Source organism: Nonomuraea rubra (assembly GCF_014207985.1).
GTDB lineage: Bacteria > Actinomycetota > Actinomycetes > Streptosporangiales > Streptosporangiaceae > Nonomuraea > Nonomuraea rubra.
Map to the genome: position 1 here is coordinate 5,652,935 of NZ_JACHMI010000001.1, position 14,793 is coordinate 5,667,727.

Sequence of the window (14,793 nt, forward strand, 5' to 3'; positions counted from 1 at the left end):
TCCCCAGCCTCCTGTCTGAACGTCACGCGCCAAAATCCTCATCTGCCGGCGTGCCTCTGTCCAACAGATGTTGTCGTCCTTCTAGATCTGATCTGGTGATGCAGCGTGGCAGTGCCCCGACTTCGGCGCCGGCACGTCGAGGGCCGGGTTCCGGTCGAAGAACCCGACCGGCTTGAGCACGAAGCCGGTGCGGTCCACCGGCATGATCGGCCAGTCCTCGGGCCGGGGGAAGTGGGTGAGCCCGAAGGTGTGCCACAGCACGAGGTCCTGGCCGTCGAGGTCCCGGTCCGCCCCGATCCAGGTGTCGATGCCGCTGTTGCCGGGATTCTGGTTGACGTACCGGCCCGCCGGGTAACGTTCGGCGTCGTCGTGCGCCGTGACCCACAGGTGCCGGGTGGTGAACGCCGCGCGCCTGGCGATCGACGAGGAGGGGTCGGCGAGGAGCGTGGGCTGACCCTCCGGGTGGAGGGCGTAGCCGACCGGCTGCCCCATCCGGTTCCGGCGCCCGGGGTTGACGACGTGCCAGGTGCGGCCGGCGTGGCCGTCGGCCATCCGGGCTCCCTCGCGCTCGCGGCGGATGCGCGTGGCCCTGCGGGTGAAGGCGTTGCCGTACGGGTTCTCCGGTCCGGCCGGGACGCGTACGGCGTCCACCTCGTCGACGGCGTTGCCCACCCCGTCGACCATCATGTCCAGCCGCGCCGAGAACAGGTGCTGGTGGAACGGCGCCCCCACGCCGGGCGCGATCTCCGAGGCCCACGGGTACGCCGAGCCGTCGGCCCGCGGGCCGGGGTAGGCCGAGGCGAACACGACGCCGGTCGCCTTGCACTCCAGCTCGATCGTCCCGTCGAGGTAGAGGTACCAGTAGAAGCCGTAGTCGTAGTTCCCGACGGTGATGAAGAACGAGATCACCAGCCGGCGCTGCCGCCGCGTGGAGCTGCTGCCGTTGTACAGGTCGGTGTGCTTCCACAGCACCCCGGCGTCCTCCTCGTGCATGCAGATCGCGTTGCGGATCGTCCGCGGGGCGCCGTCGTCGTCGGCGATGGCCGCGTCGAAGTAGTGGATCTCGCCCAGGCAGTCGCAGCCCAGCTCCAGCGCGTTGGCGTCCTTGCCGAGCGAGTACTCCCCGGCGTCGAAGTAGTTCTGCCAGAACCGCACGGGGGAGGGGTCGCCGTACGGGACCACCATCTCGGCGACCGAGGCCCGGTAGACGATCGGCCGGAGCCGGCCGTCGTCCTCGAAGCCGATCTGGTGCAGGGTCAGGCCCTCCACCTGGTCGAAGCCGATCCGGAAGCGCCACTTCTCCCAGCGCACGACGTTGCCCTCGACGGTGAACGAGGGCCCCTCGGGCTGCGTGATCTCGATCGGCCTCTGGGTGTCGCGAACCGGGCGGTCCCCGGCGTTGAGCTCGAAGTCGGCCCGCTCCGCCGGCACCGGGAAGAGGCCGTCGTCGATGAGCTCGACCACCTCCCTGGTGACCAGGTCGACGTACGCCACCACGCCGTCGATGGGATGCGCCCACACGTTGTCGCGGTCGTCGAGCTGCAGGAAGGACAGGCAGCGCACCAGCCGCCTGCCCTCCTCTCCCGGGAGGCCGAAGCAGCCGGCGCTGAGGGCCGAGACCCGGATCCGCGAGGGCTCGTCGAGGCCCCGCCGGGCCATCGCGGCGCACCAGGACTCGTCCTGCCACAGGATCTGCTCGACGAGGCCGAACTCCTCGCCCATGATCGGCGGTTGCCCCTCGGCGGTGACGTCCACCTCGCGCCGCGAGACGACCTTGTCGTGGGTGAGGGAGACGACGACCTCCGAGACCTCGCCGGTGTCCCGGTCCAGCAGGGTCGTGCGCACGCACCGGTCCCACGGGTCGCCCTCCTTCCAGGAGAGCACCTCGCGCTTCGGCGGCTCCACGAGCATGACCAGGGGGAAGCGGGTGGCGGGCCCGATCAGGCCGGCCCGGTCGAGGACGCCGCGGTTGCGGGCGATCTCTTCCGTGGTGAGGCGGTCGAGCGGGTGAGCGGTCACGAGGTGGTCCCTTCTGGAGTGATGACCGGGGTGGCGCCTGCTTCCGCCGGGCCGGGCCCGCCGGCGCGGACCCCGGCGCCCCGCACGTAGCCGATGACGCCGAGGACGAGCAGCGCGGCCAGGGTGCCCAGCGTGAGCGCCTGGAACTGCAGGTGGCTGACGCCCCAGGTCTCCTCGAAGTCGTACGGGAGTCCGAAGAGCGCCTCGAGCGTGCCGGGGAAGACGGCGACCCAGGAGCCGAGCAGCACCCACGCGAAGGCGACGGCGCCGAGCACGGCGTAGCCGCGGTCCGGCAGGGGCACCCGGAACGGCCGCTCGGCATCCGGGTACAGGGTGCGCAGCCGGATCGCGGCGGGGATGACGATCAGATAGCTGAGCAGGAACGTCGAGATCGAGATCGTCAGAACCACCGTGAACAGCGCGGCACTGCTTCCCGTCACCTGCATGGCCGCCAGCATGAAGAGGGTCGAGACGATCCCGGACAGCAGGTTGACGCGGACGGGGGTACCGAGCCGGGGGTGGAAGCGGCCGAAGAAGCCGCCGAAGAACGCCCCGTCCGCCGCCGCGATCGCCTGCATGCGGTCGGAGATGATCATCCAGGCGGCGCCCTGGCTCATCAGGATGTACACGAAGCCGATCGCGGCGATGGTGCGGAGGGTGCCGGCGGCCGGGCCGTACACGGAGAACACCACGCCGACCGCCTCCAGGAGCCCGGAGATGCCGGTGATGTCGTCCTTCGGCACCACCAGCAGGATGGCGAGCACCGGCAGGATGTAGCAGAGCGCCGCGGCGGCCGAGGAGCGGGCGATGGAGATCGGCACGTCGCGGGCGGGGTTCTCCATCTCCCCGGCGGCGCTGTTGGAGGACTCGAAGCCGAGGAAGGCGAAGAGCAGGACCGGCGCCAGGCCGAACAGGCCCGCCAGGGTCGGGCTGAGGTCGCCGCCGCCCAGACCCTCGACCCCGTGCTCGGCGGCGTAGAGCACGGTGGTCAGCACGAAGAACGCCAGCAGGACGAGCTTGAGCATCGCGCCGCTCGTGGGCAGCCACTTGCCCCTGCGCAGGCTCACGATGGCGGCGAGCACGGTGCACCAGATGAAGGCGATCTTGAAGACGTAGTCGGCGGCCGAGCCGTGCGGCAGGTGCAGGAGGTAGGTGTTCACCGTCTCCGCGGCCAGGAACGCCATCGAGCCGCCGACCCAGATCGGCTGGGTGACCCAGGTGAGCAGCGAGGCGATCGCGCCGGCGACCCGGCCGAACGCGTTGCGCACCCACGTGTAGGCGCCGCCCTCCTCGCTGAAGGCGGCGCCGACCTCGGCGAACATCAGCGCGTACGGGATCAGGAAGGTGACGGCGAGGATCACCAGCCAGGTGAGCGCCTCGCCCCCGAAGACGGAGACCTGGCCGAGGGTCTCCAGGCCGATCACGGCCGCGATGATCAGGAACAGGATGTCGAACCGCTTCAGGGCCTTCTTGAGACGGCCGGTCTGCTCGTCGAGCAGCTCGGTGCGCCGGCGATCGCTCATGGGCGAGGTGCCTTCCACAGGGGGGCGGGCGCGGGGCCCGGCCTATTCTTTGCGATTGACGTGAAATAATGTCCTGGTCCGTGCTCCCTGACCAGAGGGCGAGTCATGGCGTTTTTTGATGGACAGGATCAAATCTTCTGACATGGCACGTCCACGCAACCAGACCGAACGCCGCCGCCAGCTCGTGGAGGCCGCGGCCCGGGTCATCGCCGAGCGGGGGCTGGCGGGCCTGCGGATCAGGGACGTCGCCGAGGCGGCGGGCCTCTCGCCGGGCTCGGTGTCCTACTACTTCCCCGATCTGGACGATCTGCTGCTCGACGTGCACCACCACGCCGTCGATCGTTACTACTGGCTGCGGATGCGGGTGGTCGAGAGGTGCGAGGACCCGCGTGACAAGCTCCTCGGCCTGGTCGAGCAGGGAGTCCCCGACGACGCCGCGGACGAGATGGGGCTCGTGCTCTACGAGCTGCACCTCAGCGCCTCCCGCGACAAGGCGCACGCCGTGCTGATGTCGGGCCTCTACGACCGCGAGGTCTCGCTCTACGCGACCGTCCTCGCGTTCGGCGTCAGCGGCGGCGTCTTCGCCCCGATCGGCGACCTGCGCGGCGTCGCGATGAACGCGGTGGCCCTGGAGGACGCCTACGGCCTGCACATCGTCGGGCGCAACCCCGCGGTGGCGCCGCAGGAGGCCAGACGGCTCGTGCGCGCCTACCTGTCGGTCGTGACAGGCTGCGACCTCGAAGCGTGGCACGCGGAGCGGCCCGGGCCAGGAAGGGCGGAGAGGCAGGCATGAGCGACCCCGGTTTCACGCTGGTGCAGTTGCGCTACTTCGCGGCGGCGGCCGAGCTGGGCAGCATGACCAGCGCGGCGCGCGAGCTGATGGTGTCCCAGTCCGCGGTCTCCACGGCGGTGGCGCAGCTGGAGAGGGAGCTCGGCGTGCAGCTGCTGCTGCGGCACCACGCCCGCGGGCTCAGCCTGACCGCGGCGGGCGCGGAGTTCCTGCGCGAGCTGCGCGGCTACCTCGCGCACACCGAGGAGCTGGCCGAGACCGCCCGGTCGGCCGGCCAGGTCCTGATCGGCCGGCTGACCATCGGCTGCTTCGCCACGCTCGGGCCGTTCGAGCTGCCGCGGCTGCTGAGCGCGTGCGAGCGCGACCACCCCGAGATCCAGGTGTCGGTCATCGAGGCCGAGCACGCCACGCTCAAGCAGGCGCTGCGCGCCGGCCGCTGCGAGCTCGCGCTGATGTACGGCTACGACCTCGACGACGACATCGAGTCGGTGCGCATGGGTACGGCTCCGGCGTACGTGCTGGTCGCCAAGGACCACCCGCTCGCCCGCCGCAAGAAGGTGCGGCTGGACGACCTCGCCGGGGAGCCGATGGTGCTGCTCGACCTGCCGCACAGCCGGGACTACTTCGAGCATCTCGTCGAGTCGGCCGGGTTCACGCCGGACGTGCGCCACCGCACCACCGGGTTCGAGACGGTCCGGGCACTGGTGGCCAACGGCCTCGGCTGGTCGGTGCTCAACCAGAAGCCCGCCTCGCCCACGACGTACGACGGCAAGGAGGTCGTCGAGCTGGAGATCCTCGATCCGCTGGAGCCGCTGGACGTCGTCCTGGCCTCGATGAGAGGCGTGCGCCTGACCCGGCGCGCCCAGGCGTTCATCAGGTCCGCGAGGCACGCCCGCGCCCGCTGACCGGCCGGCGGGCCTGCCATGCTTCCCTGCCCGGCCGCTACCCGGCCGCTACCAGGCCTCGTGCACGGGCACGCCGTCGGCGAACGTGGCCCGCACCCGCAGCGACGACAGGTCCCGGGGGCCGACCGCGAACGGGTCGCCGTCCAGCAGCACCAGGTCCGCGGCCTTGCCGGCGGTGAGCGTGCCGCTGTCGTGCTCCATCCGGTTCGCCAGCGCCGCCCCGGCGGTGTAGCCGTGGACGGCGGCACGCACGCCGACCGCCTCGCCGGGGAGCAGCGGCACCGTCTGGGCGTGCTCGTCACCGGCGTGCACGTCCGCCGGGGGAGCGGTCCGGTTGACCGCGACGTGGATGCCCCACAGCGGGTCCGGGCTGGAGACCGGCCAGTCCGACCCCATCGCCAGCTCGACCCCGGCCCGGGCCAGGCTGCCGAACGCGAAGTGGCGGGCCCGCTGGTCGTCGGTCAGGTACGGCAGCTTCGTCTCCACCAGCACCCTGTCCTCGCGCGCCCAGAGGGGCTGCACGTTGGCGATCACGCCGAGCCGCTTCATCCGGTCGATGTCGCCGCGGTCGATCAGGTCGAGGTGGGCGAGCTGGTGCCGGGCGGCCCGGCCTCCGGCATTCGGCAGGGCCGCCTCGACGGCGTCGAGACACTCGCGTACCGCGCGGTCGCCGACCGCGTGCAGGTGCAGGTCGAACCCGTCGGCGACCAGGCACGCGGCGGCCTCGGCCAGCTCGCCGGGCGGGATGAAGCTCAGGCCCGTCTCCTGCCCCAGCCCCCGGTACGGCGACAGCAGCGCGGCCGTGTGGTTCTCGCACACGCCGTCCTGCATGATCTTGACCGCGGTGGCGCGGAACCGGCCGCCCGCCCGGCGGCGACGCTCGCGCAGGAAGCCGAGCTGGGCGAGCCCTTCGTCGCCGCGCCACCACAGAGCGCCGGTCACCTTGGCCGTCAGCCTCCCCGACCCCGCCGCCGAGAGGTAGGTGTCGTAGGAGTCGTCGAACAGCACGCTCCGGCCCACGGCCGCGTCCTGCCAGGCGGTGATGCCCAGCCGGTGCAGGTGCGACTGGGCGGCCATCAGCGCCGCGTCGAGCCGGGCGGCGTCCGGCGGCGGGACGAGCGAGGTGACCAGCCCGGCCGCCGCCTCGACCAGCAGCCCCGTGGGCTCGCCGTCGGCTCCCCGGTGGATCCGGCCGCCCTCCGGATCGGGGGTCGCGGCGGTGACGCCGGCCCGCCGCAGGGCCTCGGAGTTCACCCAGACCCCGTGGAAGTCGTGGCTGGTGAGCACCACCGGCCGGTGGGGGACCACGGTGTCGAGGTCCTCGCGGTGCGGGAAGCCGCCGGGGAAGACGTCGCCGTACCAGCCCGATCCCTGGATCCACTCCAGGCCGGGATGCCGCTCGGCGTAGGCCGCCACGAGAGCGCGGTAGGCGTCGCGCTCGTGCACGCCCGACAGGTCGCAGCCGAGCAGCTGCAGCCCGCCCGCCACGGCGTGGACGTGGGCATCCTGGAATCCCGGCAGCAGGGCGCCGCCCCGCAGGTCCACCGCCTGCGTGCGGGGGCCGCGCAGGTCGTGGGCGTCACCGCCGAGCGCGACGACGCGTCCCGAGCGGACCGCCAGCGCGGACGTCGCCGCGGTCCCGTCCATCGGGTGGATCGCGCCGCCGTAGAAGATCCAGTCCGCCGCTCCTCCGCCCGCCATGGGCCCTCCTTCGATCGTCACGTGTAGACCTCGGGGCGGGCGCCCTCCCACAGGGGAGCCGCGTCCCGGTCGGCCGCCGCGATCCCGGCCGCGAGGTCGAGGTCGGCGACCAGCAGGTGCTCCTCCGGGACCGGGCCTTGGCCGGCCGTGACGCGCGGCGCCTCGGCGACGATCCGGCCGTCGGGGGCGATCACCCGGCTCGCGCCGAGCAGGCCGGACGGCCCCGCGCCGCCGCACTGGTTCGCCATGATCCACCACTGCCCGTTCGCCAGCGCCTGCGCCGGATACAGCAGGTCCCACCATCGCTCCGCACCCGTCTCGTACGCCGAGACCGACACCACGACGCGGGCGCCGCGCGAGCGGAGGGCCCGCGCGTAGCCGGGATGGTCGCCGTCGAAGCAGATGCCCAGCCCGACCGGCCCCCACGGGGTGCCGATCACGGTGGCCGTCCCGCCGGCCGCGAAGACCGCGGCCTCGCCGGTGGTGGGGTAGAGGTGCGCCTTGCGGTGCGCCGCGACGCGCTCGCCGTCCGGCGCGTAGACCGGTGCGGTGTTGTAGAGCGTTCCTCCGGCGCGCTCGGGCACGCTGCCGGCGAAGAGCCACAGGCCGTGCTCGCGGGCGAGGTCACGCAGCAGCCGGTCGCGGGGCCCGTCGAGCGGTTCGGCTGCGGTCTCGGCGTCGGCGGCGAGCGTGCGGGCGCCGTAGCCGGACGGCCACAGCTCGGGCAGGACCACAAGGTCGGCGCCCTGTGCGGACAGCGCGGCGACCAGGCGCCCGGCGGTGGCCTCGTTGGCGGCGGGCCGCCCCGGCTCGGGACGCCACTGGGCGATCCCGATCCTGGTCGTCCGGCAGGCGCTCATCGGCTCCTCCTTCGCGGAGCTGGGGTGGTGGGAAGTACGAGAATGGCATGCGCCAGAACGGACGTATACGGCCGCTGCATCGCTTTTGTTGATGACCTACGCCGGCATTCTGCGCTTGTCCCGTGGTCAGGGCCACGTCGAGACTGCTGTGAAGTCGGCTGGAACGCCGGACAGCTAGCCCCGAGGAGGCCACCGTTCCATGGCTGAGCCCACGACCGTTGAACCGTTCCAGTTCGAGCGACGAACGATCGACCACATACCCGTGACCGAACGGCACGGCAGGGCGCGCAACCTGTTCACGATCTGGTTCGGTTCGAACATCATGTTGCTGACCGTCGCCACCGGCGTCGTCGCGACCGCGGTCTACGGCCTGCCCCTGTGGGCGGCGCTGCTGTCGCTGGCGCTCGGGAACATCGCCGGCGGCGTGGTGATGGCGCTGCACGCGGCGCAGGGGCCGCAGATGGGCGTGCCGCAGATGTTGCAGACGCGTGCCCAGTTCGGCTCGTACGGCAGCCTGCTGGTGGTCGTGCTCGTGGTCCTCATGTACGTCGGCTTCTTCGCCTCCAACATGGTCCTCGGCGGGCAGGCGATCTCCACCCTCCTCGGCCTGCCGGAGACGCTCGCGATCACCCTGATCGGGCTGCTCAGCGTGGCGGGCGCCAGTGTGGGCTACAAGCTGATCCACGGCCTCGCCTCGCTGATGAGCGTGATCGCCGGCGTCACGCTCGCCCTGGCCTTCGTCTGGGCGCTGGCCGTCAACGGCCTGCCCGCCGGCACGCTGTCGTCGGGGGAGTTCAGCTGGCTCGGCTTCATGGGCACGCTGTCGCTGGCCGCCCTGTGGCAGATCGCGTACGCGCCGTACGTCTCCGACTACACCCGTTACATGCCGCGTGACACGGGCGTGCGGCCGGCGTTCTGGGCGACGTACTCGGGCGCGGTGCTCGGCTCGGTGCTGCCGATGGTGCTCGGCGCCCTGGTCGGCGCCGCCTTCCCCAAGGCCGACACCGTCACCGGCCTCGGCTCGATCACCGAGGGCATCGGCGCCCTGGTCATCGCGGTGTTCGGCATCGGCATCGCGTGCACGAACTCGCTCAACCTCTACTGCGGCGCGCTGTCGGCCATCACCGTCGGGCAGACGCTCTTCCCGCGCTGGGTCCCGCGCGCCGGCGTCCGCGCGCTGGTCGCCTCGGCGCTGTTCCTGTGCGCGCTGGCGATGGCGCTGGCGGGCAAGGACAACTTCCTGGTCAACTTCACCAACTTCATGCTCCTGCTGATGTGCGTGCTGGTGCCGTGGACCGCGGTGAACCTGGTCGACTACTACGCGATCCGGCACGGCCACTACGACATCGACTCGCTCTTCCGCCGCGACGGCGGCGTCTACGGCCGGTACAACCCCATCGCGATCGCCTGCTACTTCCTCGGCATCGCCGTGCAGATCCCGTTCCTGAGCACGACGATCTACACCGGCCCGATCGCCGAGCGGATCGGCGCGGTGGACATCTCGTGGATCGTCGGGCTGGCCGTGATCTGCCCCCTCTACTACGCCTGGATGCGCAAGGCGGGCAGGACCCGGGCCCGCACGCCGTTCCCGGCGACGGACACGCTGCTCGCCGGAGGTGAGACCAAGTGAGCCACCAGCCCACGGCCGAACACTGGCGCAAGATCGCCGCCTCCATCACGCCCCGCGACAGGCTCTGGATCGACGGCGAGTTCACCGACGCCCTCTCCGGGCGGCGCACCCCGACCACCGACCCGGCGACCGGCCGCGTGCTCGCCGAGGTCGCCGCCGGCGACGCCCGCGACGTCGACCGCGCGGTGGCCGCCGCCCGGCGCGCCTTCGCCGACCGCCGGTGGGCCGGGCGGGCGCCGGCGGAACGCAAGCAGGTGCTGCTCCGCCTGGCGGAGCTCATCCGCGCGAACGCCGACGAGCTCGCCGTGCTCGACAGCCTGGACGCCGGCAAGCTCGTCACCGACACCTCGGCCGTCGACGTCCCCGGCACCGCCGCCATCCTCCAGTGGTACGCGGAGACCGCCGACAAGACCTACGGCGAGATCGCGCCGACCGGCTCCGGCGACCTGGCCCTGGTCACCCGCGAGCCGCTCGGCGTGGTCGGCGCCGTCGTGCCCTGGAACTACCCGCTCGAGATGGCCATGTGGAAGCTCGCGCCGGCCCTGGTCACCGGCAACTCGGTGGTGCTCAAGCCCGCCGAGGAGTCGCCGCTGTCCGCGCTGCGCCTGGCCGAGCTGGCCGCCGAGGCCGGGCTGCCGCCGGGGGTGCTGAACGTGGTCACCGGCGACGGCCCCGTCGCCGGGAAGGCGCTCGGCCTGCACCCCGACGTGGACGTGATCACCTTCACCGGCTCCACCCCGGTCGGCAAGCTGTTCCTGCAGTACGCCGGCGCCTCCAACATGAAACAGGTCTGGCTGGAGTGCGGCGGCAAGAGCGCCAACGTGGTGCTCGGCAGGACCGCCGACCTCGACGCCGTGGCCGACGGGGTCTGCTTCGGCGTCTTCACCAACGCGGGCCAGGTCTGCTCGGCCAACTCCCGGCTGGTCGTGCACCGCTCGGTCAAGGACGAACTGCTGGAGAAGGTGCTCGACCGCGCCGCCGCGATCCGGCCCGGCGACCCGCTCGACCCGGCGACCGCGATGGGCCCCCTGGTCAGCGAGAAGCAGGCCGACCGGGTCCGGGCGTACGTCGAGACCGGCCGTGGCGAAGGGGTGCTCCGCCTCGGCGGTGGCACGGTCGAGGGCGCGCCGACCGCGGCCTACGTCGCGCCGGTGGTGTTCGACGAGGTCGCGCCGTCAGCCCGGATCGCGCGCGAGGAGATCTTCGGCCCGGTCCTGGCCGTGATCGGCGTGGACTCGGAGGAGGAGGCGGTGGCCGTCGCCAACGACTCCGCCTTCGGCCTCGCCGCGTCGGTGTGGAGCGACGACCTGCGCCAGGCCCATCGGGTCGCCGCCCGGCTGCGCGCCGGGACGGTCTCCGTGAACACCGTGGACGCGCTGGACGTGACGACGCCCTTCGGCGGCTTCGGCGAGTCCGGGTTCGGCCGTGACCTGTCCCCGCACGCGATGGACAAGTTCACGGCGCTGAAGACCACCTGGGTGAGGTACGCGTGAGCGACCACAACGACGATCACAACGACGACCGCTACGACTACGTCGTCGTCGGGGGCGGGACCGCCGGCTCGCTGATCGCGGCGCGGCTGTCGGAGGACGGTGACCGTACCGTCGCGCTGGTGGAGTGGGGCCCCGACGACCGGGGGGAGCCCCGCGCGCGGTCGCTGCGGCGGTGGGCGGAGATGCTGGAGGGCGAGTACGACCTCGACTACCGCAGCGTCGCGCAGGAAAGGGGCAACTCCGACATCCGGCATGCACGGATGCGGATCCTGGGCGGCTGCTCGAACGCCAACACGATGATCTCCTGGCGGCCCCTGCCCGCCGACCTGGAGGAGTGGGTGGCGCTCGGCGCCGACGGCTGGGACGCGGCGACGGTGCTGCCGTACTACGACAGGCTCCAGGTGCCGATCCAGCCGGTGGCGTCGCAGGATCGCAACCCGTACGTCGCCGACGTGGTCGCCGCCGCGGCGAAGGCGCTGGGCGTGCCCGTACAGGATCGGTGGAACGACGGCCGGCTGCACGAGGCGGCGCAGGGGGCGGGCTTCTTCGAGGTCGGCTACACCCCTGAGAGCAACCAGCGCGGCGCGACGTCCCTGCACTACCTGCACCCGGCCATGGACCGGCCGAACCTGTCGGTGCTCACGGGCCTGCGGGTGGTCCGCGTCCTGATCGAGGACGGCCGCGCGGCCGGCGTGGAGGCCCGCGACGCCCACGGCGGGACGATGATCATCCGCTGTGACCGCGAGGTCGTGGTGTGCTGCGGCGGCATCGACTCGCCCCGGCTGCTGCAGCTCTCCGGGATCGGTCCCGCGCGGGTGCTCGGCGAGGCCGGCGTCGAGGTGGTCGTCGACCTGCCGGGCGTGGGGGAGAACCTCCAGGACCACGCCGAGGGCCTCGTCGTGTGGGAGTCGGCCGGCTCGCCGCCTCCGACCTGCGCGAGCGGGTGGGACGCCGGCGCCATGCTGAGCGTCGAGGGCGACCCGCGCCGGCCGGACGTGCTCATGCACTTCCCCGTCGAGGCATGGGCGGTCCACGCCGAGAACCACGGCGCGCACCTGCCCGAGCAGATCGTCTCCATCGCGCCCAACGTGGCCAAGCCGGCCAGCCGCGGCCGGGTCGCGATCGTCTCGGCCGACCCCGGCGAGCCCCCGCTGCTCGACCCGCGCTACTTCACCGACCCGGACGGCCACGACGAGCGCATGCTGCTCGCCGGCATCCGCGCCGCCCGGCGCGTCGCCGAGGAGGAGCCGTTCCGCTCGCACCTGGTGCGCGAGGTGTTCCCCGGCCCTGACGTCGTCACCGACGAGCAGCTCTCCGAGGTCGCCCGCGCGACGCACCAGACCGTCTACCACGTCTGCGGCACCTGCCGGATGGGGGCAGGCGACGACCCCATGGCCGTCGTGGACCCGCGGCTGCGGGTACGGGGCGTCGAAGGGCTGCGCGTGGCCGACGCGTCCGTGTTCCCCACCATTCCCTCGGTCAATCCCGTGGTCACGGTCATGCTGGTCGCCGAGCGGGCAGCCGACCTGATCCGTGCCGCCGGGCGTCCGGCGCTCCCAGGCAACGATCACCAGGAGGTTCCGATGAGCCACCCGAGCCGCCGCGTCGTCGCGGGCGGGCACGTCCGCATCCGGCCGTTCAACACGAAGGACACCTATCCCGAGCAGAACCTGGACAACGACCTGTGCCAGGCCGTCGTGGCCGGCAACACGGTGTACGTCCGGGGCCAGATCGGGCAGGACCTGGACACCAGCGAGTCGGTCGGCGTCGGCGACGTCGAGGCCCAGACCGAGCGGGCCATGGCCAACATCGACCTGCTGCTCAAAGAGGCGGGGAGCCGGATGGAGCACCTGGTCAAGCTCACGATCTACCTCGTGGACCCGCGCTACCGGGAGGCCGTCTACCGCACCATCGGCAGGTGGACGAGGGGGGTGCACCCGATCTCGACAGGTCTGGTCGTCTCCGCGCTCGCCCGCCCCGAATGGCTGGTCGAGGTGGACGCCATCGCCGTGATCCCCGAGGAGGAGCGGTGACCTTCTCCGTACTCGGCACCGACGGCACCGCCGTCGGCATCGCGATCAGCTCCTCCAGCCCCGCCGTCGCCGCCCGCTGCGTGCACCTGCGGCCGGGGGTCGGCGGGGCCGCGTCCCAGAACGTCACCGATCCCCGCCTGGGCACCGCGCTCCTCGACGCCCTCGAACGCGGCCTGCCCCCGGACAAGGCGCTGGCCGAGGTCGTCGCGGCGACGCCGGAGGCCGAATACCGGCAGCTCACGGTGCTGAACCTCGCGGGCGAGTCCGCCGTGTTCTCGGGGGCCCGCGCGCTCGGCGTCGTCGCCGAGCGCCGCGGCCGATCGGTGGTCTCGGCGGGAAACCTGCTCGCCACGCCAGACGTCATCGACGCCGCGGCCCGGGGGTTCGAGTCGGCGGAGGGAGAGCTCGAACTGCGGCTCCTCGCCGCGCTCGAAGCCGGGCTGGCGGCCGGCGGCGAGGCCGGCCCGCTCCATTCCGCGGGCCTGTCCGTGGTCCGGGCGACGCCCTGGCGCGAGACCGACCTGCGGGTCGACTGGCGCGACGAGCCGATCGCCGAGCTGCGGCGCCTGGCCGAGCTCTGGCTGCCGCAGCGGGACGACTACGTGGCCCGGGCACTGCGCCCCGGGGAAGCACCGAGCTACGGCGTGCCGGGGGACGAGTGAGGGCCAAGCAGGCGGCCGCGGCCACCGTGGCCGGGCGGCACGACCGGCTGGTGGCCCTGTCGGAGCGGCTGCACGCCCACCCCGAGACCGCCTGGGAGGAGCACAAGGCGGCCCGCTGGGTGCCGGACGCCCTGGAAGAGGCGGGCTTCGAGGTGCGGACCGGCTACCTGGGCCTGGAGACCGCGTTCCACGCGACGGCGGGGTCCGGCCCCTTCCGGCTCGGCCTCTGCGCCGAGTACGACGCCCTGCCCGGGCTCGGGCACGCGTGCGGGCACAACCTGATCGCGGCCGCCTCGGTGGGCGCCGCGGCGGCGCTGGCACCGCTCGCCGACGAGCTGGGACTGACCGTCGAGGTCTACGGCACCCCCGCCGAGGAAGGCGGCGGCGGCAAGATCGAGCTGCTCGACCGCGGCGCGTTCGCCGGCCTCGACCTGGCCATGATGGCGCACCCCGCGCCGGTGGACGTCGCCGAGGCCCGCCCGTTCGCGGTGTCGCACAGCCACGTGTCCTACCGGGGCAGGGCGGCTCACGCCGCGGCGTACCCCGAGCAGGGCGTGAACGCGGCGGACGCCTTCACGATCGCACAGGTGGCGATCGGCCTGCTGCGCCAGCAGCTCCCGCACACGGTGCGGGTCCACGGGGTCGTGACCCGCGGCGGCGAGGCGCCGAACGCGATCCCCGGGCGCACGGAGGGCCGCTGGTACGTCCGGGCCGAGACGCTGGCGGAGCTGGCCGAGCTGGAGCCGAGGGTGCGGCGCTGCTTCGAGGCCGGCGCGCTGGCGACCGGGTGCGAGCTGGAGATCGTCCCGGAGAGCAAGCCGTACGCGGAGTTCCGGGCGGACGAGGCCGCGCTGGCGGCGTACCGCCGCAACGCCGTCGCCCTGGGACGCGAGTTCGCGCAGGGCGGGATGGCGGCGCGGATGAACCGGGCCTCCACCGACATGGGGAACGTGTCGCAGGTGGTGCCGGCCATCCACCCCTACATCGGGATCGGCTCGCTGCCCGCCCTGAACCATCAGCCGGAGTTCGCCGCCCACTGCGTGGGGGCGGCGGCCGAGCGTGCGATCCGCGACGCCGCGACGGCGCTGGCGTGGACGGCGATCGACGTGGTGGCGGAACGACGTCAGCGCCCCGCCCCCGCGAGCCCCTGACCGCCCATCACCGGGCCTGGCCCGCC

11 protein-coding genes are annotated in these 14,793 nt (G+C 72.8%); 7 read left to right on the forward strand and 4 right to left on the reverse strand.

Features of this window, described 5'->3' with window-relative positions:
• Positions 1-81: 81 nt before the first annotated feature.
• Positions 82-2,019, reverse strand: a complete 1,938-nt coding sequence (locus HD593_RS25655) for a primary-amine oxidase (protein WP_185104647.1) — start codon at positions 2,017-2,019, stop codon at positions 82-84.
• Positions 2,016-3,542 carry an APC family permease gene (locus tag HD593_RS61770; protein ID WP_185104648.1) on the reverse strand — a complete coding sequence of 509 codons (1,527 nt, stop codon included), beginning with the start codon at positions 3,540-3,542 and terminating at the stop codon, positions 2,016-2,018. Before HD593_RS61770 ends, HD593_RS25655 begins: the two co-directional genes overlap by 4 nt.
• Positions 3,543-3,684: 142 nt before the next feature.
• Here HD593_RS61770 and HD593_RS25665 point away from each other — a divergent pair, with 142 nt between their 5' ends.
• Positions 3,685-4,335 carry a TetR/AcrR family transcriptional regulator gene (locus HD593_RS25665; protein ID WP_185104649.1) on the forward strand — a complete coding sequence of 217 codons (651 nt, stop codon included), beginning with the start codon at positions 3,685-3,687 and terminating at the stop codon, positions 4,333-4,335.
• Entirely contained in the window at positions 4,332-5,237 is a 906-nt protein-coding gene (locus HD593_RS25670) for a LysR family transcriptional regulator (protein ID WP_185104650.1), read from the forward strand. The genes HD593_RS25665 and HD593_RS25670 overlap by 4 nt, the downstream gene beginning before the upstream one ends.
• A gap of 48 nt (positions 5,238-5,285) precedes the next feature.
• Here HD593_RS25670 and HD593_RS25675 read toward each other — a convergent pair whose 3' ends face one another.
• Positions 5,286-6,938 carry an amidohydrolase gene (locus tag HD593_RS25675; protein WP_185104651.1) on the reverse strand — a complete coding sequence of 551 codons (1,653 nt, stop codon included), beginning with the start codon at positions 6,936-6,938 and terminating at the stop codon, positions 5,286-5,288.
• A gap of 17 nt (positions 6,939-6,955) precedes the next feature.
• Positions 6,956-7,798, reverse strand: a complete 843-nt coding sequence (locus HD593_RS25680) for a carbon-nitrogen hydrolase family protein (RefSeq protein WP_185104652.1) — start codon at positions 7,796-7,798, stop codon at positions 6,956-6,958.
• A 199-nt stretch (positions 7,799-7,997) separates the two neighbouring features.
• Between HD593_RS25680 and HD593_RS25685 the strand changes: the two genes are divergently transcribed.
• The 5 genes from HD593_RS25685 to HD593_RS25705 are packed head-to-tail and all read left to right on the forward strand — an operon-like array spanning position 7,998 to position 14,767.
• On the forward strand, positions 7,998-9,428 hold the full coding sequence (locus tag HD593_RS25685; RefSeq protein WP_185104653.1) for a purine-cytosine permease family protein: 1,431 nt from the start codon (positions 7,998-8,000) through the stop codon (positions 9,426-9,428).
• On the forward strand, positions 9,425-10,921 hold the full coding sequence (locus HD593_RS25690) for an aldehyde dehydrogenase family protein (RefSeq protein ID WP_185104654.1): 1,497 nt from the start codon (positions 9,425-9,427) through the stop codon (positions 10,919-10,921). The genes HD593_RS25685 and HD593_RS25690 overlap by 4 nt, the downstream gene beginning before the upstream one ends.
• On the forward strand, positions 10,918-12,954 hold the full coding sequence (locus tag HD593_RS25695; RefSeq protein ID WP_185104655.1) for an FAD-dependent oxidoreductase: 2,037 nt from the start codon (positions 10,918-10,920) through the stop codon (positions 12,952-12,954). Before HD593_RS25690 ends, HD593_RS25695 begins: the two co-directional genes overlap by 4 nt.
• Positions 12,951-13,616: a DUF1028 domain-containing protein gene (locus HD593_RS25700; protein WP_185104656.1), complete on the forward strand. Its 666-nt coding sequence runs from the start codon at positions 12,951-12,953 to the stop codon at positions 13,614-13,616. Before HD593_RS25695 ends, HD593_RS25700 begins: the two co-directional genes overlap by 4 nt.
• The gene (locus HD593_RS25705; protein ID WP_185104657.1) at positions 13,613-14,767 is read left to right on the forward strand and encodes a M20 family metallopeptidase; all 1,155 of its coding nucleotides are present in this window, start codon (positions 13,613-13,615) and stop codon (positions 14,765-14,767) included. Before HD593_RS25700 ends, HD593_RS25705 begins: the two co-directional genes overlap by 4 nt.
• Positions 14,768-14,793 lie beyond the last annotated feature (26 nt).